General features: G+C 68.1%; 16 protein-coding genes. 13 read left to right on the forward strand and 3 right to left on the reverse strand.

Annotated features, from left to right (window positions below):
• Positions 1-13: 13 nt before the first annotated feature.
• Positions 14-3,148 (reverse strand): glycoside hydrolase family 3 N-terminal domain-containing protein, encoded by a 3,135-nt coding sequence (locus ACFFGN_RS35020; RefSeq protein ID WP_380057222.1) that lies wholly within the window; start codon positions 3,146-3,148, stop codon positions 14-16.
• Between the two features lie 802 nt (positions 3,149-3,950).
• Here ACFFGN_RS35020 and ACFFGN_RS35025 point away from each other — a divergent pair.
• The 3 genes from ACFFGN_RS35025 to ACFFGN_RS35035 all read left to right on the forward strand — a co-directional run bounded on the left by ACFFGN_RS35025 (position 3,951) and on the right by ACFFGN_RS35035 (position 9,852).
• Entirely contained in the window at positions 3,951-4,910 is a 960-nt protein-coding gene (locus ACFFGN_RS35025) for a TIGR03560 family F420-dependent LLM class oxidoreductase (RefSeq protein ID WP_380057224.1), read from the forward strand.
• A 301-nt stretch (positions 4,911-5,211) separates the two neighbouring features.
• The gene (locus tag ACFFGN_RS35030) at positions 5,212-8,955 is read left to right on the forward strand and encodes a S8 family serine peptidase (protein ID WP_380057227.1); all 3,744 of its coding nucleotides are present in this window, start codon (positions 5,212-5,214) and stop codon (positions 8,953-8,955) included.
• A 75-nt stretch (positions 8,956-9,030) separates the two neighbouring features.
• Entirely contained in the window at positions 9,031-9,852 is an 822-nt protein-coding gene (locus ACFFGN_RS35035) for an inositol monophosphatase family protein (RefSeq protein WP_380057229.1), read from the forward strand.
• Positions 9,853-10,045: 193 nt separating this feature from the next.
• Here ACFFGN_RS35035 and ACFFGN_RS35040 read toward each other — a convergent pair whose 3' ends face one another.
• Entirely contained in the window at positions 10,046-11,416 is a 1,371-nt protein-coding gene (locus ACFFGN_RS35040; protein WP_380057231.1) for a lytic transglycosylase domain-containing protein, read from the reverse strand.
• 213 nt (positions 11,417-11,629) lie between these two features.
• On the opposite strand from ACFFGN_RS35040, the gene hemL reads away from it, so the two are divergent.
• The 9 genes from hemL (at position 11,630) to ACFFGN_RS35085 (ending at position 20,393) form a co-directional block, all read left to right on the forward strand.
• Complete coding sequence (gene hemL / locus ACFFGN_RS35045; protein WP_380057233.1) at positions 11,630-12,961, forward strand: glutamate-1-semialdehyde 2,1-aminomutase; 1,332 nt, start codon at positions 11,630-11,632, stop codon at positions 12,959-12,961.
• Positions 12,962-13,003: 42 nt separating this feature from the next.
• The gene (locus ACFFGN_RS35050; protein WP_380057257.1) at positions 13,004-13,627 is read left to right on the forward strand and encodes a histidine phosphatase family protein; all 624 of its coding nucleotides are present in this window, start codon (positions 13,004-13,006) and stop codon (positions 13,625-13,627) included.
• A 2-nt stretch (positions 13,628-13,629) separates the two neighbouring features.
• Entirely contained in the window at positions 13,630-14,196 is a 567-nt protein-coding gene (locus tag ACFFGN_RS35055) for a TlpA family protein disulfide reductase (protein WP_380057236.1), read from the forward strand.
• Positions 14,197-14,227: 31 nt separating this feature from the next.
• Positions 14,228-14,935, forward strand: a complete 708-nt coding sequence (locus ACFFGN_RS35060; protein ID WP_380057260.1) for a cytochrome c biogenesis CcdA family protein — start codon at positions 14,228-14,230, stop codon at positions 14,933-14,935.
• An 11-nt stretch (positions 14,936-14,946) separates the two neighbouring features.
• Positions 14,947-16,572, forward strand: coding sequence for a cytochrome c biogenesis protein ResB (gene resB, locus ACFFGN_RS35065; RefSeq protein ID WP_380057239.1), 1,626 nt, complete (start codon positions 14,947-14,949; stop codon positions 16,570-16,572).
• Positions 16,569-17,603: a c-type cytochrome biogenesis protein CcsB gene (gene ccsB / locus ACFFGN_RS35070; protein WP_380057241.1), complete on the forward strand. Its 1,035-nt coding sequence runs from the start codon at positions 16,569-16,571 to the stop codon at positions 17,601-17,603. The genes resB and ccsB overlap by 4 nt, the downstream gene beginning before the upstream one ends.
• A 4-nt stretch (positions 17,604-17,607) precedes the next feature.
• Complete coding sequence (locus ACFFGN_RS35075) at positions 17,608-17,853, forward strand: DUF4229 domain-containing protein (RefSeq protein ID WP_380057243.1); 246 nt, start codon at positions 17,608-17,610, stop codon at positions 17,851-17,853.
• A 304-nt stretch (positions 17,854-18,157) separates the two neighbouring features.
• The gene (locus ACFFGN_RS35080; RefSeq protein WP_380057246.1) at positions 18,158-18,769 is read left to right on the forward strand and encodes a TetR/AcrR family transcriptional regulator; all 612 of its coding nucleotides are present in this window, start codon (positions 18,158-18,160) and stop codon (positions 18,767-18,769) included.
• Positions 18,770-18,833: 64 nt separating this feature from the next.
• Complete coding sequence (locus tag ACFFGN_RS35085) at positions 18,834-20,393, forward strand: MFS transporter (RefSeq protein WP_380057249.1); 1,560 nt, start codon at positions 18,834-18,836, stop codon at positions 20,391-20,393.
• A 772-nt stretch (positions 20,394-21,165) separates the two neighbouring features.
• Here ACFFGN_RS35085 and ACFFGN_RS35090 read toward each other — a convergent pair.
• Positions 21,166-22,188 carry a M48 family metallopeptidase gene (locus ACFFGN_RS35090; RefSeq protein ID WP_380057251.1) on the reverse strand — a complete coding sequence of 341 codons (1,023 nt, stop codon included), beginning with the start codon at positions 22,186-22,188 and terminating at the stop codon, positions 21,166-21,168.
• Positions 22,189-22,461: 273 nt separating this feature from the next.
• Between ACFFGN_RS35090 and cds1 the strand changes: the two genes are divergently transcribed.
• Positions 22,462-23,601, forward strand: a complete 1,140-nt coding sequence (cds1, locus tag ACFFGN_RS35095) for an L-cysteine desulfhydrase Cds1 (protein WP_380057254.1) — start codon at positions 22,462-22,464, stop codon at positions 23,599-23,601.
• Positions 23,602-23,788: the final 187 nt, after the last annotated feature.

Genomic DNA, 23,788 nt, shown 5'->3' on the forward strand with positions numbered 1-23,788 from the left:
ACCACCTCAAGCGTCAGCTGCGGTAGGCCGCGGCCAGTTTGGTCACGGCACCGCTCAGGTCACCTGTCAGCAGCAGGTGCTCCGCGTCGGAGGTGAGCTTCGACCGGGTGGCGGTGTGGTTCTGCCCGATCTGGTGCTGGGCGATCCACCTCGCGGCGGTCACCACCGCGTCGCCCTCGGCGTACGAGTCGACCTTCGTGCGCTGCAGGTGCTTGCCGGCCTGCGCGAGCACCTGGAACACGCCGTACGCCTGGCTGGTCGACCAGTTCTTCGACCGGAGCGCCACCTCGATGTACACGGCCGCCGCCATCGCGTCCGCGTCCTTCAGGCCCTTGCGCAGCAGGGAGTTCCTCGCGTCCGTGAGCGCCTTGCGGGCCGCCGCCTCGGTGGTCAGACCCCACCCGTACGGGAACTGCGGGTCGTACGCCGCGTCGCCGACGTTCAGCGCCGCCTGCGCGTCGGACTTCGGCCAGGTGACGGGCAACCGCCCGCTGAACGGCCGCTTCCCGAACAGTACGTCGGCCACGCCCGCGCCTTCCGTACCCGGCAGCCACGATGCGACCAGCGCGTCGATCTGGCCGACCTGGTCCGCGATGACCTGCGGGCGGCCCGACACCACGAGCACCACGCACTTGGTTGCCGCGCACACCTTGGTGATCGCGGCCTTGTCGGCAGCCGTCAGTAGCAGGTCGTGACCGTTGCCGACGTCACCGATGCCTTCGGCATAAGGCCGTTCGCCGACCACGACAATCCCAACGTCGTGACCCTCGACCGGGGCCGAGGCGTCGGCGCTGAAGGTGGCCTCCGGTACAAGCTGCTTGATGCCTTCGAGAATGCTCGTACCGGTGGTGATCTTACCGGAACCACCCTGCCAGCTGATCGACCAGCCGCCGAGTTGGTTGCCGAGGTCATCGGCATTGCTGCCGGCCACGTACACCTTCGAGGTCGTTGCCAGCGGCAACACGTTGCCCTGGTTCTTCAGCAACACCTGAGACTTCGCGGCGGCCTCACGTGCGACGGCACGGTGCGCGACCGACCCGATCGTGCCGAGATGGGTGCGATCGGTGTAGGGCTGCTCGAACAGGCCGAGCCGGAACTTCTGCAGCAAGATCCGCTTGACCGCGTCGTCGACCCGGCTCTGCGGGACCCGGCCGGCCTTGACCTCGTCGATCAGCGTGCTGACGAAGGACTGGTAGTTCGTCGGCACCATGATCATGTCCAGGCCGGCGTTGATCGACGTACGCACATCGCTCGGGTAGTCACCCGGCAGCTGGTCGATCGCCTGCCAGTCGCTGATCACAAAACCCTCGAAGCCCATCCGCTGCTTCAGCACGCCGTTGATCAGCTCGGCGTGACCGTGCATCTTCACCGGGCCCTGGTCGTCGCCGATGATGTCGACACTCGAGTACGACGGCATCACGGTGCCGACGCCCAGATCGACCGAGGTCTTGAACGGGTCGAGGTGGATCGCCTCCAGCTCCGCCCGGGTCACCTCGGTGACGCCCTGGTCGATCGTGTACGAGCCGGTGGTCGACGAGCCGTACTTGGTACCACCGTCACCCGCGTAGTGCTTCGCGCTGGCCAGCACCTTCGTGTTCTGGTTCAGCTGGCTACCGTCGGCCTTGCCCTGCATGCCCTGGATGACGGTCGCCATCGACTTCACCAGCGCCGGGTCCTCGCCGTACGACTCGTACACCCGGCCCCAGCGGTCGTCGCGCGTCACGCACAGGCAGGGCGCGAAGTTCCACGGGATACCCGTCGCGCGGACCTCCGTGGCCGCGACCACGCCGGTCCGGCGGGACAGTTCGGGATCACGCGTCGCGCCGATACCGATGTTGTGCGGCAGGATCGTCGCGCCGATCACGTTGTTGTGCCCGTGTACGCCGTCCACGCCGTAGATCAGCGGGATCTGCAGCCGGGCGGCCCTCGCGTTCAGCTGGAAGGTGTCGATCATGTTGGCCCACGACTCGGGCGTGTTCGGGTTCGGCACGGAGCCACCACCGGACAGCAACGAGCCGAGCCCGTACGTCGCGATGTCGGCCCGCGAGCGCAGTGCGTTGCGCTCCGCCTGGGTCATCTGGCCGACCTTCTCCTCGAGTGTCATCCGCTGGAGCAGGTCGTCCAGCCGCTTCTTCACCGGGAGGCGCTTGTCCAGGTACGGCAGATCGTGCGCGTTGATGACCACCTGTGGCGTGGTACTCGGCGCCTTCGCCCCGGTGACGGTCAACTCGACCGGAATCGTCTCGGCCGTCTCCGCCGTACCGTCCTTCTTGGTCTTCACCGTGACGGTTTGCGCCGAGCCGGACGTCGTACCAGCCGGGAACGTGATGGTGCCGGTGGCCGTCTCGTAGTCGCTCGCGCCCGCCGTACCCGTGCCGGTCTTGTACTCGACCGTCACCGGCTCGTCCAGCGGTACGGCGCCCGTCGTGGTGAGGGCGATCTTGATCTGCGCCGAGTCACCTTCCTTGACCGGGTACACGCCCGCGTCGGTGCTGACGCTCGCCTTGAGGGCCGGATCCGCCTTGCCGAACACCTCGACCTGGTCGATCTGGAACTCACCGGGCGTACCACCCGGCATCGTGAAGGCGTAACCCCACATCTGGTTCAGGTTCAGGATCTGGTCGATACCACCAACGGGCTGGTAGTCGGTGCGATAGACCAGGTCGGTGAACGGGATCTCGACCAGGTGCCAGCCTTCCCAGTCGTCGGTGAACGAGGTGTTCCACAGCTCGCTCGCGTCCGCGTTGGCGCCGCCGTCCTTCACCTCGAAGAAGATCCGCTTACCGGAACCAGGCGGCAGCGGCGCGGTGTTCTGGCCGTACCACCAGAAGCGGATGCCCTTGTGGCCGGACCAGTCGCCCGGGTTCTCGTCGAACGTGACGTGATGGCTGAAACCACCCCAGCCGCTGATGTTGTACTTGCCCGCGAGCACCTTCTCGCCCTGCGGCGCGTCGGCCCGCGCCTGCAGTTCCAGCGTGGGCGGGTCATCCGCGTCGCTACCCCAGTTGAACACCCCGAGCGGGGGAGTTCCCAGCGGCTCGGCCCCCTCGAACTGCGCCAGCACGATCGGCGCCGGCTCATCCGCGGTTACCCCTTGTGGTTCAGCCGTGGCCTGCGACGCCACTCCGAGCGGGAGTAAACCGGCCACCAACGCCGCGCTCGTCATCACCGCCGTACGCGGGCTCGTCCTTTTTCGGGTCTGCGAACGTCTACCTGGCCACCTGAGCATGGCGACTCCTCAATCCATCGGGCGGAACGCCGGCACGCTTACCTCCCCCGATCCCGGCCTGGTCCGGCGGCCTTTTCGGGCCGTCCGGACCGCCTGGATCCGTTCGATCGCACGCCGACGGCAGCACGGGCCTCACCCATGCCGCGCCCGATGCTCACCACCGCACCCACCCCGGGTCAAGACCCTGCCGGTTCCGGAACTAGAGCGCTCTCACCCCTCGGACCCCCTTGACACCCTCACCCCCTGCCTCCCCCGCCGAAACCGGTTCCACCCCACCGCCGTCCGCATTCCACGTCCGACCACCGGAAACCCAGAACCGCCCCAGATTTCCCACGGTCGGACGCGGAATGCGGACCGGGCGCCCCTGGGGTTTCCGACGGTCGGACGCGGAATGCGGGCGGGTGGTCCTGGGGTTTCCGACGGTCGGACGTGGAATGCGGGCGGGTGGTCCTGGGGTTTCCGACGGTCGGACGTGGAATGCGGTGGTTGGGGTGCAGGGGTGGCATCGCGAGGAGCGAGCGGACGGCCCGGACGGCGGGCTCCACTGGGTCAGCCGCCTCTGGGAAGACGACGGCTAGACCAAGGAGGGCTGGTGCGGCGAGTGAACCCGTCTGCTCGCGTCCACTCGCAAGCGTTCGCCCGACCGGCTTGGCCACCGGCTGGCCGGTTGTGGACGTGGGTGGGCGCCGCGCTGGGGGTTGGGGCGGGGACAATGTTTGTCATGACACGTTTCGGAATCTTCGTACCGCAGGGCTGGAAGATGGATCTGGCCGGGATTGCCGACCCGGTCGAGCAGTGGGAGGCGATGACGGACGTCGCGAAGGCGGCGGATGCCGGGTCGTGGGACTCGATCTGGCTGTTCGACCATTTCCACACGGTGCCGGAGCCGAGTGAGAACACCACCTTCGAGTGCTGGACCACCACGGCGGCGCTGGCGCGGGACACCAAACGGGTGAACATCGGGCAGATGGTCGGCTGCAACGGCTATCGCAACCCGGCGCTGTACGCCAAGATCGCGTCGACCGTGGACGTGGCCAGCCACGGCCGCCTGTACGCCGGTATCGGCGCCGGGTGGTACGAGCACGAGTGGAAGGCCTACGGCTACGAGTGGCCTGAGCTGAAGGACCGGATGGGCGCGTTCCGGGAGGCCACTGAGCTGATCTACCGGATGTGGACCGAGGACGAGGTCGTCTTCAACGGCAAGTACTACCAGGTCGACAAGCCGATCAACGAGCCGAAGGGCGTGCGTAAGCCGCACCCGTCGTTCTGGATCGGCGGGGGTGGCCCGAACGTCACGCTGAAGCTCGTCGCGCAGTACGCCGACGGCGCCAACATCGGCGGCGGCAACCCGGATGTCATCCGCGAGAAGGTGGCGCTGCTGAAGGGGCATTGCGAGAAGGTCGGCCGCGACTACAACGAGATCGTGAAGTCGACCGGGATCAACGCGTTCCCGATCGACGCCGGGGATGATCCGCGCAAGGCGACCGAGAAGGCGATGGGCCCGCAGAACTGGGAGAAGTTCTCGCAGGACAACCTGATCGGCACCGAGGACGAGATCGCCAACAAGGTCGAGGCGGCGCTCGAGGCCGGCGCGGACTACATCATCTTCTACACCCCGGGTGTGGCGTACGACCTCGACCTGGTCGAGCGGATGGAGCGGGTCGCCAAGCGCTTCGCCTGACCACCGGCCGAAGCCCAGCGATCGGCCGAAGCCGGCCGCTGGCCGCCGGCCGCAGCCCGGCGACTGGCCGAACCCCGGCCGTCGGCCGCGGCCCGCGTGGGCCAACGCAGGTAAGAAAAGCGAAAAACTCGCAGGGCGGACCCAACCGAAATGCCCGCCGGGGTCGGGGAAACCGGCCTCGGCTGGCTGGATCCGGCCATGGCGAGAGTAGGCCAGCCGTGATCGTGGACCGTGGCCCTGGGCAACTGACAGTCTCGGGAGCGATGGCCTCGCGTCCGTCGGGGCATCGAAAGGTGCTCCCGTGCGTCTGCCTCGCCTCGCCACCGGTCTGCTCGCTTCCGTCCTGGCCGTTACGCTCGCCATCCCCCCGGCGAGCGCGACGGCCGCAGCGGCGGTAGGCGCCTCACGGCAGCCGGTGGCGGACCCCAAGGCGAACGGCAGCGTGACAGCGTCGTTCACCAGGGTGCTGTCCGGACCGAGAACGGCTGGGGCGGCGGCCATCTCGGCCGGTGGTTCCGGTGCTGGATCCGGCACCGGAACCACCGGCACCTCCGGCGGCCGGCCGACGCCCGGAGCCGTCAGCAAGCGCGTCACGCTGATCACCGGCGATGTTGCCGAGTTGACGATCTTCCCGGGCGGCAAGCGCGGCGCCCGCCTGCTCGATCCGAAGGCGCCGTACTATCTCGGCGAGTACGACGGGGACGTCCACCTGGTTCCGGCCGCGGCGTACCCCTATCTGACCGCGAAGCGCCTCGACGAGCGATTGTTCAACCTCAGTGAACTGGTTGCCCAGGGCTACGACGACGCCAGTACGAAGGTGTTGCCGTTGTTGCTGTCCGGCCCGATGCCGATGGCAACCACCAAGCGGTTCTCGCTCGGCTCGATGGTTGCCGTCAGCACCGAAAAGTCCCGGGCCCGCGAATTCTGGAACTCCCTGAACTCCGTTCGTACGCTCAGCAGCGGTACCGGCAAGGTGTGGCTCGACGGTAAGGTCAAGGCTTTGCTCGACCGCAGTACGGCGCAGATCGGCGCGCCGACCGCGTGGCGCAAGGGGTACGACGGCAAGGGCGTGAAGGTGGCCGTACTCGACACCGGGTACGACCCGACGCATCCCGATCTGAAGGGCAAGGTCTCCGCCTCGAAGAGCTTCGTCCCCGATGAGACCGTTCGGGACGGCCAAGGCCATGGCACGCACGTCGCGACCACCGTTGCGGGGACGGGCCAGGCGTCTGGCGGCCGTCGCAAGGGCGTCGCGCCGGGCGCGAACCTGGTGGTCGGCAAGGTGCTCGACAACTGGGGGAGCGGCTACGACTCCTGGATCATCGCCGGGATGGAATGGGCTGTTGCCCAAGGCGCCAAAGTGGTCAGCATCAGTCTCGGCAGCATGCCCTCGGACGGCACCGACCCGATGAGCGAAACGGTCAACCAGCTGTCCGCCCGGACCGGTGCGCTGTTCGTGATTGCCGCGGGCAACTCCGGAGCCGAGGAAACCGTCAGTTCGCCCGCCGCCGCGACGTCCGCGCTGGCCGTTGGCGCGGTCGATCGCGATGACAAGCTGGCCGGCTTCTCCAGCCGTGGTCCCCGGCTGATCGATGGCGCGATCAAGCCCGAGGTCACGGCGCCGGGCGTCGACATCGTGGCCGGACGCGCCGCCGGAACCAACCTCGGCCACGACGTCGGGCAGTACTACACCGCCATGAGCGGTACGTCGATGGCGACGCCGCACGTCGCGGGAGCCGCCGCCATCCTCGCGCAGCACCACCCGGACTGGACCGGCGCGCAGCTCAAGGCGGTGCTCGCCGGAACGGCCAAGCCGTCCAGGAACGTGTCGGTCACCGGACAGGGCACGGGCCGGATCGACCTCGCCGCGGCGCTCGACCCGCGAGTCCTTCCGGATCAGGCCGCGCTGTCGTTCGACGCCGACCATCTGACCAGGACGATCGCCTACCGCAACACCTCGCGCAGCACGGTTCACCTCGACCTCCGGCTCGACGTAGCCTCGCCGAGCGGAGTGAAGGCCGCCGTCTCCGTTTCGCCGAACCGGCTCACGATCAAGCCCGGCGCCGTTGGCAAGGCGGTGGTCCGGCTGGATCAGGCCAAGACCTCCGCGGGCAACTACGCCGGTGTATTGGTTGCTGGCGGCAAGATCCGTACCGCCATCGGGTTTGTTGCCGCAGGCAAGCTGCACGATCTCACCGTGAGCGGTACGGATCGGCTCGGCCGCCCCGCGCAGGCCGTCAGCGGCGTACAGCTCTGGAACACCGCCACGGGCCGCGTGCAGACGATCGCCTTCGACGAAACGGGCAGCCGTACGCTCCAGGTGCCGACCGGACGATATGCGGTGATGGCCTTTGTGATGACCCGCGACGATGCCGGCTGGGACAAGTCGATCGCCTTGATGGGCCAGCCCGACGTCTGGGTGTCGAAGTCGATGCGCCTGCACTTCGACGCGCGACAAACCGAACGCGTCTCCATCGCCACCCCGCGTCGCGCTGATCCGGAGGGATTCGTGCTGGCCTGGCATCGCGCCGTCGGCGCTCGCACGGCCTTGTCCGGATGGTCGATGAGCCCCCGGATCACGTCCGAGGTTTACGTCCAGCGGTTCGACCGGGTTCGTACGGGCGCGTTCCAGGTCACGCAGCGCTGGGATCTGGCCGAGCCGCAGCTGACCGTGGATGTGCTCGGCACCGGCGGATTCCGGCTGCTGACGCCCGACCAGTCCGGATTCGACAAGCGGTACGTCGGCAGCGAACGCCTCGCTCTCGTTGACGCCGGAGATGCCTCGGCCGCCGAACTGGCGAAGATCGACGCCAAGGGCAAGGTCGCGCTCGTTCGCTGGCGCGACTACAACGACACCATCGCCCAGGTCGAGGCCGTCGCCAAGGCCGGTGCGAAGGCCGTCTTGATGTACAAGAACGAGCCCGGCTTCTGGGGAGACGGCGGCGTCGCGCCGATCCCGGTGTACGCCTTGCGTCAGGCGGAAGGCCTCAGGTTGAAGGCCTTGCGGGGCGCGACTCTCCAGCTGACGGGAGTCGCCGAATCGACGTACCGCTATGACCTTGCCTTGAGCAACGACCGGGTGAACGGCCCATTGCGGTACGACGCCGGGCGCCTCGCGACGGCGGCGATCCGTACGGCCTTCCACCAGCACGAGGGATGGCAGGAGTTGCACGCGGAAACCCGCACGGCCTTCCTGTCCGGGATCGGCGTGGGCTTCCCGTCGAGCCGCGCGGTGATGGCACCGGTCGAGCGCACGGACTACCTGACCACGAACCGGACCGAGTGGACCGAAAAGACCTCCGCGGGAAGGTGGAGCGAGTCCGGCCACGAGTACGCCGTACCCCGGGTCTATCGCCCCTACGAGCAGGTACGCCGTACCTGGTGGGACGCGATCGCGCGCCCGGCCATCCCGGCCGTCGGTGGTGCCGAGGCGGACGGCCTGCCCGCGGCGCGGTTCGAGGACGCGATCCGGGTGGCGATCCCGCAACACGTGAACGGCGATCGCACGGTCTACGGGTGGAGCGACCAGCGCGGTGACAGTACGACGTTGGTGCTACGGCGGGACGGGCGTGAAATCGGTACGGCGAACTGGTCCGTCGCGCAGTTCGCGGTGGCCCCGTCCACCGGGTGGTACGAGCTCGACCTGGCGGTGAAGCGCGCGCCCGACACCTGGGCGACAACCTCCACCGCGACACGGACGAAGTGGCGATTCCGCTCGGGCCATTCCACCAGGGCTCGAGTGGTCCTGCCGCTGGTCCAGGTCGACTACCGGCTGCAGACCGACGCCCAGAACCGGGTCCCGGCCAAGGGTGGCACGCGTCTCGACGTACGCGCCTCCTACCAGCCGGGCGCCACCGGGCCAGGCCTGTTCCGCACGGTGGTGGAGGTTTCCCACGACGGCGGTAAGACGTGGACCAAGGTGATCGGCTCGCGCCTCCCGGCCGCCCCGGCCAACGCCAAGGCCGCCGACCTCCGCGTCACCGCCACCGACCTCCTCGGCAACTCCGTCACCCAGCACATCACCCGGGCCTACCACCTCTCCTGATCCCCGCGACACGCCTGGTAACCCGCTCAGCGGGCCCCGTGGCCAGGCGTGTCGCGGTACACCCAGAATGCCGTCATGGATGAGCAGCAGCGTGGAGCGGATGTTGAGGTGGCGATCGCGGCGGTCGAGGCCGGGAGCGCGGTCGTACGGGCGAAGTACGGCACGTCGATCGGGCGGCACGCGAAGTCGGCGACGGACTTCGCGACGGACGCGGATCTCGAAGCGGAGCAGGCGATCCTGGCCGTAATCCGCGAGGCCCGGCCGACGGATGCGTTTGTTGGTGAGGAGTACGGCGCCCAGGGTGATGCGGATTCGCGGAGGCGCTGGCTGGTGGATCCGCTGTGCGGCACGCTCAACTTCGCGGCCCAGACTCCACTCTTCTCGGTCAACGTGGCTCTGCAGTCCGAGGGCGAGACCGTCGCTGCCGCGATGGCCGATCCGGTTTCCGGCGAGATCTTCTGGACGGATGGCCAGAGCAGGGGAGTACGGCGCGAGGGCACGAATTACCCGATGACGGCGTCGGCGGAGTCGCGTCTGGTGGACGTCAACCTGGACCCGATCAGGGATGGCGAGTTCCTCGGTACGCGGTTGCTGGCTGATGCCGAGCTCCGGGCCGCCTTCGCGCTGCGCGTCCTATCGACGACGCTGCCGGTTGCTTGGGTGGCGGCGGGCCGGCGGGCGGCGTACGTGACCGATGGCAATCTCCGCGACAGCGTGCACTTCACGGCGGGTCTCGCGCTCTGCGCCGCGGCGGGCTGTGTTGTCACGGATCTGCGCGGTCGCCCGTTGCACACCGGGCTCGGCGTCATCGCCGCCGCCGACGCCGAAACCCACGCGACCCTGCTCAAGATCGTCGCCCGCCACCTCCCCAGTGACACGGCCACAAGAGTCCGATGAACGGCGACACGCCTGGTCACAAGCGTCCGATGAACGGCGACATGCCTGGTCACGAGGGTCCGATGACACGCCGGGGGAGGGCTGCAAAGTAAAGAGAATGGGCGACGCCACGAAGCTGGGGGGAGGTGCTCCGTGGCGTCGCCAGAGGCGCGCCAACTGGGAGGGGTGGGGGCAGGCGCGCCAGTACAAGGGGTCAGTTCCCGAGGATTCCTCCGCCGAGAACGCCCAGGAGGCCGAGCAGCGAGAGCAGGTTGCGAATGGCCTGGTCGACGGCTTTGGTGCCGCCGGTCTGGAAGGCCGTCACGCACTTCTGCAACTGCTCTTGGGTCGGGTTCTTGATGGTGACCTTGGCCATCTCGGCCTGGCAGTAGTTGGCGGCGTTGGTCACTTCGGCCACCGTGCTGCCGACCGTACCGACGATGGTGCCGGCGGCGGTCTGGATCACCGCGGCGCCGGGAATCGTCGGCGGCTTCGGTGTGACCTGCGGTGTGGTGGGCCGCTTGGTCGGGGAGGTCGTTGTCGGCCGGGGAGTCGTCGGCTTCGGCGTCGGCGTCGCACTGCTCGTCGGCCGGGTCGAGGGCTTGGTGATGGTGCGGGTCGGCGTGGTGGTGGGCCGGGTCGACGGCGGCTTGGTGCCGGTCGTGATCACCGGCGGGGTCGGACTGACGATCGCCTTGTCCCACTGCTCGACCGGCGGATCGATGTCGACCCGGTCGAGCTCGTCACCGGCGCGATCCACGCCGTCGCCCTCGCGGGTGCTGTTGTCCACCGCGACCCAGCTGCCACCGGCATACGCCTTGGCGATGCTGATGACGAGGTCGACGTAGGCCTGGGAGTGGTTGTAGCGCAGCAGGGCGGCGTTGAGATCGCCCGCCTTGGTCAGGGTGACCTTGCCCGAGCAGAGGTAGACCGCGGTCGACATGGCCGCGTCGTCGATGTCCTGCGGGTTCTTCGTGCCGTCGCCGTCGCCGTCGACACCCATCAGCTTCCAGGTGCCGGGAATGAACTGCATCGGGCCGACCGCGCGATCGAACAGCTGGTCGCCGTCGAGCCGGCCGCCGTCGGTGTCGGTGATCCGGGCCGTGCTCATCCCGTCCAGGCGGGGACCGAAGATGCCGGGCACCGCGAGGCCCTGACCGTTCAGCGCGTTACCGCCGTGGCGGCCGTGGTTGGACTCGACGCGGCCGATCGCGGCCACCAGGGTCCACGGGAGCTGGCAAGAGGCGTCCGCGGTCGACATCACCTGCTGGGCGCGGGAGTAGGCCTTCAGTGCGGCCTGGGGGATTCCGTTGCGGGACAGGCCGGAGACGACCTGCGTCGGCTGCTCGTTCGGGTCGACGCCGTTGCCGATACCGCCGGGGATCGGATAGTTCGCCGGATCCGCGAAGGGCTTCGCCGGTACGACCACTGGCTCGCCGTGGCCGCCGGACTGCAGCGAGGCACTGGCGATGGCTGGGTCGTCGGTTGCCGACACGGTGAAGGCGCTCGCGAACAGAGCGAGCGGAATGAGCGGTGCCACCTGCGCCCAGTTTCTGGTCGTGGCGCGGCTGGTGCCCTTCGCCATCGAGAATCCCTCCGTGGTTCGCCGGCCACGTGGCCCGGCTGCGGACACTTGATGAGCGTCGTATCTGCACTAACGGCCGACCTCGGCAGGGGTTACGCCGACGGCATCAGGGCGATACACACGATCACCGGTTTCCATACTGGCGCGTAACAACGGCGCTGGGAAGACCGAATCGGTTCCCCGCCCACCGGGCGCACTGGTCTGTCGGGGAGAATGGCGCCCGTGTCTGACGAACGTGCACGCCCGCATCGGTCCGAAGAGTTGTTCGCCCGCGCCTCAGCGGTCACGCCAGGCGGGGTGAACTCCCCGGTCCGCGCCTTCCGCGCGGTCGGCGGCACTCCCAGGTTCATGACCCAGGGTGACGGATCTCACATTACCGACGCGGACGGTAATCGCTACGTCGACCTCGTCGCGTCCTGGGGCCCGATGCTGCTCGGCCACGCGCATCCCGAGGTGATCGCGGCCGTGCAGGCGGCGGTCAGCCGCGGTACGTCGTACGGCACGCCTACCGAGCCCGAGGTCGAGCTGGCCGAGGAGATCGTCGCGCGGACGCCGGTCGACAAGGTGCGCCTGGTCTCGTCCGGTACCGAGGCCACGATGTCGGCCTTGCGGCTGGCCCGCGGCGTTACCGGCCGGGCCAAGATCATCAAGTTCGCCGGCTGCTACCACGGCCACGTGGACGCGCTCCTGGCGCAGGCGGGCTCGGGTGTTGTCACCCTGGGGCTGCCCGGAACGCCCGGCGTGACCGCGGCCACCACCGCGGACACGATCGTCCTGCCGTACAACGATCCCGCCGCGGTGACCGAGGCGTTCGCGACGTACGGCGACCAGATCGCGGCCGTGATCACCGAAGCGTCGCCCGGCAACATGGGCGTCGTACCGCCGCTCGACAACTTCAACGGCTTCCTGGCCGACACCTGCCGGGCGAACGGCGCGCTGTTCATCTCCGACGAGGTGATGACCGGCTTCCGCATCACCCGCTCGGGCTACTACGGCATCGACGGCGTCGTTCCGGACCTGATGACGTTCGGCAAGGTGATGGGCGGCGGCTTCCCGGCCGCGGCGTTCGGCGGCCGGGCCGACCTGATGGCGCACCTGGCCCCGGAGGGCTCGGTCTACCAGGCGGGCACTCTGTCCGGGAACCCGGTCGCGACGACGGCTGGTCTGACCACGCTGCGGCTTGCCACCGACGAGGTCTACGCCAAACTGGACGAGACCTCGCTCACGTTGCAGCGGATGGTCGCGACGGCGCTGGAGAAGGAGGGTGTGCCGTACCTCATTCAGGCCGCCGGGAACCTCTTCAGCGTCTTCTTCGTGGACAACACGACGAACGAAGCGACGATCAGGGACTTCGCCGGGGCCAATGCCCAGGTGCTGCCCCGATTCGCTGCCTTCTTCCATGCGATGCTGGACGCCGGCGTCTACCTGCCGCCGAGCGCCTACGAGGCGTGGTTCGTGAGCGCGGCGCTGGACGACGACGCGCTGGCCGAGATCGAGGCCGCCCTGCCCGGGGCAGCCCGCGCGGCCGCGGCCGTAGAGAACTAGAAGGGATCCACAGCGGTGACCGAAACGACGGTCGTGCACCTGATGCGTCACGGCGAGGTGCACAACCCGCACGGCGTGCTCTATGGCCGGATCCCCGACTACCACCTGTCCGAGCTGGGCCGGAAGATGGCCGAGCGGGTCGCCGAGCACGTGGCCGGCCGCGACATCGTGCATCTGGTCACCTCGCCGCTGGAGCGGGCCCAGGAGACGATGGAGCCGATCGCGAAGACGTTCGGGCTGACGCCGGACATCGACGAGCGGGTGATCGAGGCGGCCAACCTGTTCGAGGGCAAGAAGTTCGGCGTCGGCGACGGGGCGTTGCGCCAGCCGAGTGCCTGGTGGCTGCTGCGCAACCCGTGGAAGCCGTCCTGGGGCGAGCCGTACGTGCAGCTCGTCCGCCGGATGCGCGACGCGATCGAGACCGCGCGCGAGAAGGCCGCCGGGCACGAGGCGCTGATCGTGTCGCACCAGCTGCCGATCTGGGTCGTGCGCAGCGCGGTCGAGGGCCGCCGGATGCTGCACGATCCGCGCAAACGGCAGTGCAGCCTGGCCAGCCTGACCTCGTTCACCTTCCACGGCGACTCGATCGTCTCGGTGGGATACGCCGAACCGGCCAAGGACCTGCTGCCGGTCAAGGACGCGAAGAAGTTCACCGGGGGAGCCTGATCGTGCGCCGCACCGCCCTGCTCGTTGTTGCTCTGCTGCTCGCCCTGACCGCCTGCGATAGCGGCGCGGACGCCAATCGCGATCGGCAGGGCCAGACCGGGTTCGTCTCGGGCAGCGGTGTGGTGTCGGTGCTGTCGCCGCGAAAGCCCGTGCCGGAACTGACCGGGCAGACGCTCGACGGCAAAAAGCTGACGCTGTCCGACTACCGCGGCAAGGTCGTCGTACTGAACGTCTGGGGTTCGTGGTGCAAGCCGTGCCGGCGCGAGGCCCCGCTGCTCAACGAGGCCTCGAAGAAGCTGGGCGACTCGGTCGCCTTCGTGGGCATCAACACCCGCGACAAGAACCCGGTACCGGCGCGGAAGTTCGTGCAGGCCTACGGCATCACGTTCCCGAGCGTGTACGACTCCGACGGCAAGCTGCTGCTGCGGTTCCGCGGACTGATCTCGCCGAACTCGATTCCCACCACCTTGGTGATCGATGCCGAGGGCAAGGTCGCGGTCCGGGTGCTGGGCGAGATCAGCGTGGCCAGCCTGATGGACATGGTCGAAAAGGCCCGCACCAGTGGGTGATTGGTTCGCCGACTCCGTACTGAGCGGTTCGATGTTGCTGGCACTGCCGATCGCGATGCTGGCCGGCCTGGTGTCGTTCTTCTCGCCGTGCGTGGTGCCGTTGCTGCCGGGCTATCTGTCGTACGTTACGGGGCTGTCCGCCGCCGAGCTGGACACCGGCCGCCGCAGCCGCATGCTGGCGGGCTCGAGCCTGTTCGTGCTCGGGTTCTCGGCCGTCTTCATTCTGACCGGGGTCGTTTTCGGCGTGGTCGGCGACGCATTGATCGACCATCGCACGGTCATCACCCGCGTCCTCGGTGGCGTCACGATCGTGCTCGGTCTGGTCTTCCTGGGCTTGTTCGGGATCTTCCAGCGCGACGTCCGGGTGCACAAGGTGCCGGGTGTCGGGATCGCGGCCGCGCCCTTGCTGGGTGTGCTTTTCGGCTTCGGCTGGACCCCTTGTATGGGCCCGACCCTGGGCGCCGTACTCACCTTGTCCCTGACCGAGGGCAGCAGCACGCGCGGCGCGGTACTCGCGCTGGTGTTCAGCCTGGGCCTCGGTATTCCCTTCATCGTCGCGGCGCTGGCCTTCCGCCGCATGCTCGGCGCGATCGCCTGGGTCCGGCGGCACCAAGTCTGGGTGATGCGGGCCGGCGGGCTGATGCTCGTTGCCGTCGGCATCTTGCTGGTGACCGGCGTATGGGATTCCATCACCGGTGACCTCCAGGTCTGGGTCAGCAACTTCGGAACGGCGGTCTGACCTTGACTGATTTGAAGACTTCTCCGCCGCCCGAGGTCGAGGGCGCGCCCGCGATCGGCGCGCTCGGCATGGCCCGCTGGGCGTGGCGGCAGCTCACGTCGATGAAGACGGCGCTGATCCTGTTGTTCCTGCTGGCGCTTGGCGCAGTGCCGGGTTCACTCATTCCGCAGGTGGGCATCGACCCGCTCAAGGTGTCGGACTTCTACGAGGCGCATCCCTCGCTCGCGCCCTGGTACGACAAGCTCGGGTTGTTCGATGTCTACAAGTCGGCCTGGTTCTCGGCGATCTACCTGCTGCTGTTCATCTCGCTGATCGGGTGCGTGGTCCCGCGGCTTTCCGTTTACCTGAAGGCGTTGAAGGGCCGGCCGCCGAAGCCGCCGCGCAACTTGAACCGCCTGCAGGGGTACCAGCAGGTCGAGGTGGCCGGGTCCGCGCCGGAGGTGCTCGAGGCCGCTGCCGCCGCGCTGAAGTCGCGCCGCTTCCGGGTCGAGCGGTACGACGGTGCCGTCTCGGGCGAGCGTGGTTACCTGCGCGAGGCGGGCAACCTGGTCTTCCACTTCTCGCTCATCGCAGTGCTAATCGGGGTGGCCTGGGGATCGCTGTTCGGGTACCGCGGCACTGTGCTGGTTGTGGTCGGCGACAGCTTCGCCAACTCCATCGCGCAGTACGACGACTTCGTACCGGGCCGGGCCTTCAACTCCGATGACCTGCCGCCGTTCACGGTGCAGGTCAACGACTTCCGGGCGAAGTTCGAGACCTCCGGGCCGCAGCGAGGCGCCGCGCGTGAGTTCAACGCTCCGGTCACCTACCAGGCGACGCCGGACTCGCCGGAGAAGTCGTACGACCTGCGCGTGAACCATCCGCTCAAGATCGACGGCACCAGCGTTCACCTGATCGGCCACGGTTACGCCCCGCGCGTGACGGTTCGCGACGGCTTGGGCGAAGAGGCCTTCGCCGGGCCGTCGCCGTTCCTGCCACAGGACGGCAACTTCTCGTCGTTCGGCGTGGTCAAGGCCCCGGACGCGCGACCGTACCAGCTCGGTTTCGAGGGGTACTTCCTGCCCACCGCGGTGATCGACCAGCGCGGCCCGATCTCGGTGTTCCCCGACGACCTCAACCCGGCGCTGGTGCTCACGGCGTACTACGGACGGCCCGCGGTCGAGGACGGGCGGCCCGAGTCGGTCTACCAGCTGGACAAGTCGAAGCTGACCCAGTTCGACGACGGCAAGGGTGACAAGCTGCGGTTCCAGCTCAAGCCGGGCGAGAGCATCGCCTTGCCGGACAAGCAGGGCTCGATCACCTTCGAGTCGTACAGCCGCTGGGTGAAACTGCAGGTCAGCCACACCCCCGGGCTCAACCTGGCGCTGGCCGGCATCCTGCTCGCGATCGCCGGACTGATGGCCTCGCTGTTCATTCACCCCCGCCGGACCTGGATTCGGGTGCTGGAGACCGACGGGCGTACCGTGGTCGAGGTCGCCGGTCTGGACCGCGGGCCCGAGCGTGGGCTCGGCGACGAGATCGACGCGATCGCCAAGGCCCTGCGGCCGGTCACCCCCGACGCAGCCGCACCCGCTCCACCAGCTCCATCGCCGTCTCAGCCCGTCAGCCCGGATCCGAACAAGCAGGAGAAGCCATGAACGCGGAGACCCTCGCGAACGTCTCCAACCTGGTCATCCCGACGGCCACGGTCGTCTACGCGTTGGCCCTGGTGTCGCACACGATCGAATGGGCCGGCAGCCGTACGGTCCAGCCCGCAGCGGAGACGAAGGACCTGGTCTCTGTTGGTACGACGGCCTCCTCGGGGTACGTCTCGGGTGCGGGAATCGGAGCGGGCTCGGGTGACTCGCGCGGCTCGGTGGGTTCCAGTGGCTCCAGCGCGGTCAAGGCCAGCGGCGAGCTTGGCCCGAAGGCGGCGGCCGCTAGCCGGATCGGGCTGCTCCTGACGTTCCTGGCGTTCCTGCTGCATTTCACGGGCGTACTGACGCGTGGACTGGCTGCGGAGCGTGCCCCCTGGGGCAACATGTACGAGTTCGCCATCACGTCGTCCCTGGCCGTCGCCATCGTGTACCTGGCTCTGGTCCGGCGCTACCGGCTGCAGTGGCTCGGACTCGGCGTCACCCTGATCATCGGCTCGGTACTCGGTCTGGCGGTGCTGGCCCTCTACACCCCGGCAGGCCCGCTCGTACCGGCCCTGCACTCGTACTGGCTCGTCATCCACGTATCGGCAGCCGCGATGTCCGGAGGCGCCTTCACGATCGGTGCGGTGGCATCCGTGCTGTACCTGCTCAAGGCCCGTGCCGAGCGCAAGGCGGTTGACGGCGTTCAGATGTCCGGGGCGATGCGCCGGCTGCCTGGGTCGGACGCGATCGACGGTGTGGCCTACAAGGTGCTGGCGTTCTCGTTCCCGCTGTGGACCTTCGGCGTACTGGTGGCCGGCCCGATCTGGGCGGAGTACGCCTGGGGCCGCTACTGGGGCTGGGACCCCAAGGAGGTCTGGTCGCTGGTGACCTGGGTCGTCTACGCGGCCTACCTGCACGCGCGCGCGACCGCCGGCTGGCGTGGCCGCCGGGCCGCGATCATCGCGATCGTCGGCTGGTTCGTTTTCATCTTCAACTTCGTCGGCGTGAACCTGCTCGTTTCGGGTCTGCACTCCTACGCCGGGATCTGAGCTCATGAAGAACTTCGTCATCTACACCGCGCTCCGCGCCCTGCTCTTCGCCGCCGCCTTCGGTGTGCTCTGGCTGATCCTGCGCAACGCGCTCGGCCTGTTCCCGATCCTGCTGCTGGCCCTGCTGATCACCTCGATCGCCTCGATCTTCGTGCTCCGCGCCCAGCGCGAACGGCTCGCCAGCACGATCGAGCAGAAGGCCACCCGCATCTCCACCCGGATCGAGGAATCCCGCCGCGCCGAAGACTGACGCCGGCCACCCGGCATACGTATCGCCCTGATCCGCCCGCGCGACTTCCGTCGTACGGGCGGATCTTTGCGTTGCCCAGAGGTGACGCGGGGGAGAAGTTCGGGAAAATCCCGTGACTGCGGGTGAGTGCTTGTGATTCGATTCACTTGGCAGCTTTGGAAAACCGTTTGCGGTTGGGCGGAGGCGGCTCGTACTGTGTCTACATAGTACGAAACAGTTTCGTTCTATTGCGATCGGTCGGTCACAAAGCGTCACCATCACCGCCGGAGTCGCACCCGGCGAAAGTGGCAGCACAAAGGGAGCCATGAGTAACAGCGAGTCCGGCAACGCCACCCGCCAGCGGCCGAGGGTCGAAGGCGATCGTGAGGAGGAGATCCTCCAGGCGACGGTGATGGTGCTGGCCGAGCTCGGCTACGACCGGCTCACGATGGACGCGGTGGCGAGTGCGGCGAAGGCCAGCAAGGCGACGCTGTACCGGCGCTGGTCGACCAAGGCCGAGCTGGTCGTGGACGCGATCAGCCGGGCGAAGGACTGCCAGCCCACCTCGGCCGACACCGGTTCGCTGCGTGGTGACCTGCTGGAGATGTCTTGCGGTGATGGGGGATTCACCGACGAGATGCCGATGTCGGTGATGGCCGGGCTGATGACGGCGCTGCACCGCGACGACGACCTGCAGGCGGCGTTCCACAAGATCTTCCTGACACCACGCATCAGCGCGGTGAACGAGGTCTACACCCGGGCGATGGACCGCGGCGAGATCGCGGCCGGCGTGGATGTCGAACTGCTCTGCCAGGCATTGCCCGCGCTGATGATCTACAACGCGTTCGTGCTGGGCAATCAGCCGGACGACTCGATGATCCGGCGCGTGATCGACAACTTGATTTTGCCCGCGACGCGGGGGTCGCGGGAGTCCTGAGCCGGCTGAGGGGCCGGCAGGCGAGACCAAACCATTCAGTACGTAAGTGAGGGGAACTATCAGCATGTCGGACAACACCGCCACGGCTCCAGTGCCGGAGCGGCCCGGGGTGGCGGACGGCGCCGGTACCGGCACCGGTCCGCGCCACCTCGGTATCGCACTCGCGCTGATCAGCATGGCGCAGCTGATGGTCGTGCTGGATGGCACGATCGTGAACATCGCCCTGCCGCACCTGCAGCGTGAACTCGAGATCACCAACGCCACCCTGCCCTGGGTCGTGAACGCGTACGCCCTCGCCTTCGGCGGTCTGCTGCTGCTCGGCGGCCGGATCGGTGACATCATCGGACGCCGCAAGGTGTTCATGTTCGGCGTCGTGCTGTTCGGCGCGGCATCCTTCATCGGAGGTATCGCGCAGGGCGAGGGCATCTTGCTGCTGAGCCGCATCCTGCAGGGTGTCGGTGCCGCCGCCGCCGCGCCGAACGCGCTGGCCCTGATCACCACCACCTTCCCGGCCGGCAAGGAGCGCAACCGCGCGATGGCCGTGTACGCCGCGATGTCCGGCGCGGGTGCCGCCGTCGGCCTGATCCTCGGTGGCGCGCTGACCGAGGCGAGCTGGCGCTGGACCTTCTTCATCAACACCCCGATCGGCCTGATCGTGGCGGTGCTCGCCGTTCGCTATCTGGTCGAGTCGCCGCGCCAGACCGGCAAGTTCGATGTGCCGGGCGCGCTGTTCGGCACGCTGGGTCTGACCTCGCTGGTGTACGGCCTGACGCACGCCGCCGAGGACGGCTGGAGCGACTTCTGGACCCTGTTCTTCATCGGTGCCGGTGTTGCGATGCTCGCGATCTTCCTGGTGATCGAGGCCAACTCGCGGCACGCGCTGATGCCGTTCCGGATCCTGGCCCACCGCACCCGGGGCGTCAGCTTCTTCGTGATGCTGGTCGTCGGCGCGGCGATGTTCTCGATGTTCTACTTCCTGGGCATCTACATCCAGGCGATCCTGGGGTACAGCCCCCTCAAGACCGGGTTCGCGTTCCTGCCGTTCAGCGTCGGCATCGTGTTCGCCGCGCAGGTCGGTTCGGTGCTGATCGCCCGGATGGACCCGCGCTGGATCGCCGGTTTCGGTGCCGGGCTCGCCGCGATCGGTATGTTCGGCTTCAGCCAGCTCGAGGTCGGCTCGAGCTACGCGACCCACCTGCTGCCGTTCATCCTGCTGCTCTCGATGGGTATGGGCTTCATCTTCGTACCGCTCACGCTCACCGCCGTACATGGGGTGGCGAACGAGGACCAGGGCGTCGGCTCGGCCGTACTGAACACGGTCCAGCAGATCGGTGGCGCCATCGGCCTGGCCCTGCTCGGCACGGTCTCCACCAATGCCATCAACAGCAAGTCGGCCGAACTCGGCCCTGAGCTGCAGAAGGCCGCTGCGAACGGTGCCACGCCGGAGCAGTTGGAGGCACTGAAGATGCAGCTCGGCGGCATCGCCACGACGTACGGATTCACCCGGGCGTTCCTGGTGTCGGCGGCGATCATGCTGTCGGCCGCCGCGGTCACCCTGTTCGGTCTGTCGGTCCGGCACAAGGAGCTCGCCGGCGACGGCAAGCCCGCCGTGCACGTGGGCTGATCCCAAAGAACTTCCTCCGGGCGGGAGGAAGAAATAAGCGGGACCCGATCTGGGGGCAGATCGGGTCCCGCTGCACGTTCCGGCCTCCCCTTTGCCGCTAGTGGACGCGTGCACACGCGTCAACTCGCGGGAGGGAAAGGGGCTCACGCCTACCACTGTGGACAGGTTGTGGGAGCCGAGCACCCGCAATCGTGTCCTCGCACGGGTGATAACACCTGCGAGGACACGATCACCCCTGCTAGGACACGACTTCCCCTGCGAGGACACGATGGACTGCCGTCGGTGGGGACGTGCCCTTGGCTGCGGAGCATCGCGCCGCACGATGAGCCTGATGGAAGCGCTTGGTGAGTCCACTGGACGTTTCTTCGGTCCTGAAAATGTCGAGCGGACTCACCAAAAAGAACCTGCCGTCGGCACCAGACCAGCCCGGCAGCGGTGTGCACACGCGGCCACTCGCACAAGCCACTCGGCCGCCCGCACACCCGCCCACCGCGCGGCTTTCCCGGACCTGCCTGGCAGGCTTCAATGCGGCCTACCCGGTTTCAGCTCCGCTACCGGCTTTCCGGGGGCCCGCTACCGGGTCTTGGACCGGCTACCCGGCTGCAACCGGGTAGCGGCACCACAATCCGCCAGCCCCCACGCGCGCTGACGCGACCACTCGCGGACCGCCCCAAAACGAACCACAGTGATACGAAGTCCGCTGCCACCCCACCAACTTTCAGTCCGGAACGGGCCGCACGCCAGAGTGGTGCATGACTCGCGGGAGAAGGGGTTAGCCGCGTGGGGGTGTGAACTTGGAGGAGACCCAGTCCTTGACGCCGCCGAGGCCTTCGTTGAGGTCGCGGACGAGCTTCATCAGCGGATCCTGCGAGCGGTTGAAGGCGTCGCTGTAGGACTTGGCCGCGTTCTTCGCCTCCTGGGACATCGAGGCGTTCTTGTCGTCCTGGCGCTTGGGGTAGTTGCCGGACACGATGGCCGTGTACTCGCCTTCGTCCACCCAGCGGCGCAGTTCGTGCGCGCGGATCACGGCGAGCGGGTGGGTCTGGGCCTCGAGTAGTAGCAGCTTGAGCACGCTGTCGCGCAGATCGCCCGAGCTCTCGTACTCCGTGCCCTGGGCCAGGAACGCGGTCGTGTCGAGCTCTTCGAGCTGCCCGCCGCTGGCCAGCTTCATCTGCACCCGCAGCGCCACGGCCGGGTCCTGTACGGCGAGGAGGCCGGCGCGGTCGCCCGAGAGTTCGGCCTTGCGGGACCACTCGTGCAGGGCGGCGATGATCGCGCGAATACCGAGTGCACCGATCGGCATCCAGTTCACGGCGCCGGTCAAACGCATCAGCCAGAGCAGCAGCGTCTGGTAGAGCGCATGCCCGCTCTGCGCGTGACCGAGTTCGTGCGCGAGGACGAAGCGCAGTTCTTCCTCGTCCAGGCCTTTGATCAGGGCGCTGTTGACCACGATGAACGGCTTGTCCATGCCGATCGTGACCGCGTTCCACAGCGGGCTGTTGGTGACGTACAGCTCGGGCAGTTCGCGCACGTCGAGCGTCGTACCGGCCTCGGTGTAGAGGGTGTGGACGCGCGGGAACTGCCGCTCGTCCACCCGGATCGCCGAGCCGAGGAACTGCAGCCGGAAGGCCCGTTCGTTGACCAGGCCGGACAGCTTACGCAGGACGTAATCGAAGCCCTTCAGCTGGCGCAGCGCGACCAGGGCACCCCGGTCGGCGGGATGTTCCCAGGCGCGGGAGCTGATATCGGTCAGCGTCACCCGGGGCCGGGTCGGGCGCTCGGCGTTCTCGGTCATCTGGGTCGTCCCCCTCGAGTCGGTACCGGCACCCTAAGCGGCGGACGGTTCACGGTGGTCGTTCAGCCCAGTAGACCGTCGCGGCTAGAACTCGGCACTGGCGGCGCCCAGGCGGGCACCTCGCGGCGTTGGAGGAAAAGCCACGATGGAAAAACATCGAGGCTTCCCCTCCGCCTTGCGATGCACCCACCTGGACACCGCCAGCACTCGAGTTCTAGCCACGACGGTCTACTAGGACCTGCGACAACCGGCGATCGGCACTAGCCTGACCCCATGAGTGAGGTATTCGAACGGGGGCAGGCGGCGGCTCGATGCCGGGAGGTGGACCGCCGGAACGAGGCGGACCGGGCTTGGGTATCGGAGGCCATCCGGCGGGTCGAGGCGGACGCCAACCGCAGTGCGGACACGCACCTGCACGTCTTCCCGATGCCACCGGCCATGGGGGTCGACCTGTATCTGAAGGACGAGTCGGTGCATCCCACCGGCTCACTGAAGCACCGGCTGGCCCGGTCGCTGTTCCTGTACGCCTTGTGCAACGGCTGGATCCGCGAGGGCACCACGGTGATCGAGGCGTCGAGCGGGTCGACGGCGGTCAGCGAGGCGTACTTCGCCCGGTTGCTGGACCTGCCGTTCATCGCGGTGATGCCCGCCTCGACCAGCAAGGAGAAGGTCGAGCTGATCGAGTTTCACGGTGGCCGGTGCCACTTCGTGGAGCGGTCCGGGCAGATCTACGGCGAGGCCAAGCGGCTGGCCGAGGAGACCGGCGGCCACTACATGGACCAGTTCACGTACGCCGAGCGGGCCACCGACTGGCGCGGTAACAACAACATCGCCGAGTCGATCTTCGAGCAGCTGAGCCTGGAACGGCACCCGGTCCCCGCGTGGATCGTGGTCGGCGCCGGCACCGGTGGTACGTCGGCCACCATCGGGCGCTACGTGCGCTACCAGCGGCACAGTACGAACGTGGCCGTGGTGGACCCGGAGAACTCCGCCTTCTTCCCGGCCTTCGAGCACGGTGATCCCGACTTCGCGACCGGTCGGCCCTCCCAGATCGAGGGCATCGGCCGCCCCCGGGTGGAACCGTCGTTCGTGCTCGGCGTGGTCGACCGGATGATCACCGTGCCGGACGCCGCCTCGATCGCCGCGATGCGCTACTGCTCCCGGGTGACCGGCCGGCATGTCGGCGGCTCGACCGGTACGAACATCTGGGGAGCCCTGCGCCTCGCGGCCGAAATGCGCCGCACGGGCGCCTCCGGCAGCATCGTCACCCTGCTCTGCGACGGCGGCGAGCGCTACGCCGACAGCTACTACGACGACGGCTGGCTCCGCTCCCGCGGCATCGACATCGCCCCCTACCTCGACACCCTCGAACGCTTCTCCGTCTCCGGCCGCTGGCGCGAACCGATGGTCTGAGCCACCTCGACTTCTTGCGGTGGTCTTTGCGACGAGTGGACGCATTTGCCGCTGCGAGGCCGCCTGCACCTGACAGGGAGCGGACGAGCGGCACAACGCGTCCACTCGTCGCAAAGACAACGCCGGATGTGAGCCGCCCCGGCGTGTCTGGAGACTTCATTCGTTGGAAGGATGAAGTCCATGTCAC

Source organism: Kribbella deserti (genome assembly GCF_042434725.1).
Lineage (GTDB): Bacteria > Actinomycetota > Actinomycetes > Propionibacteriales > Kribbellaceae > Kribbella > Kribbella deserti.

Excerpts from the sequence above, each read along its gene's own strand:
- ACFFGN_RS35040 (WP_380057231.1), bottom strand. The coding sequence starts at position 11,416 with ATGGCGAAGGGCACCAGCCGCGCCACGACCAGAAACTGGGCGCAGGTG.
- ACFFGN_RS35035 (WP_380057229.1), top strand. The coding sequence starts at position 9,031 with ATGGATGAGCAGCAGCGTGGAGCGGATGTTGAGGTGGCGATCGCGGCG.
- cds1 (WP_380057254.1), top strand. The coding sequence starts at position 22,462 with ATGAGTGAGGTATTCGAACGGGGGCAGGCGGCGGCTCGATGCCGGGAG.
- hemL (WP_380057233.1), top strand. The coding sequence starts at position 11,630 with ATGGCGCCCGTGTCTGACGAACGTGCACGCCCGCATCGGTCCGAAGAG.
- ACFFGN_RS35080 (WP_380057246.1), top strand. The coding sequence starts at position 18,158 with ATGAGTAACAGCGAGTCCGGCAACGCCACCCGCCAGCGGCCGAGGGTC.
- ccsB (WP_380057241.1), top strand. The coding sequence starts at position 16,569 with ATGAACGCGGAGACCCTCGCGAACGTCTCCAACCTGGTCATCCCGACG.
- ACFFGN_RS35090 (WP_380057251.1), bottom strand. The coding sequence starts at position 22,188 with ATGACCGAGAACGCCGAGCGCCCGACCCGGCCCCGGGTGACGCTGACC.
- ACFFGN_RS35025 (WP_380057224.1), top strand. The coding sequence starts at position 3,951 with ATGACACGTTTCGGAATCTTCGTACCGCAGGGCTGGAAGATGGATCTG.
- ACFFGN_RS35060 (WP_380057260.1), top strand. The coding sequence starts at position 14,228 with ATGTTGCTGGCACTGCCGATCGCGATGCTGGCCGGCCTGGTGTCGTTC.
- ACFFGN_RS35075 (WP_380057243.1), top strand. The coding sequence starts at position 17,608 with ATGAAGAACTTCGTCATCTACACCGCGCTCCGCGCCCTGCTCTTCGCC.
- ACFFGN_RS35050 (WP_380057257.1), top strand. The coding sequence starts at position 13,004 with ATGCGTCACGGCGAGGTGCACAACCCGCACGGCGTGCTCTATGGCCGG.
- ACFFGN_RS35085 (WP_380057249.1), top strand. The coding sequence starts at position 18,834 with ATGTCGGACAACACCGCCACGGCTCCAGTGCCGGAGCGGCCCGGGGTG.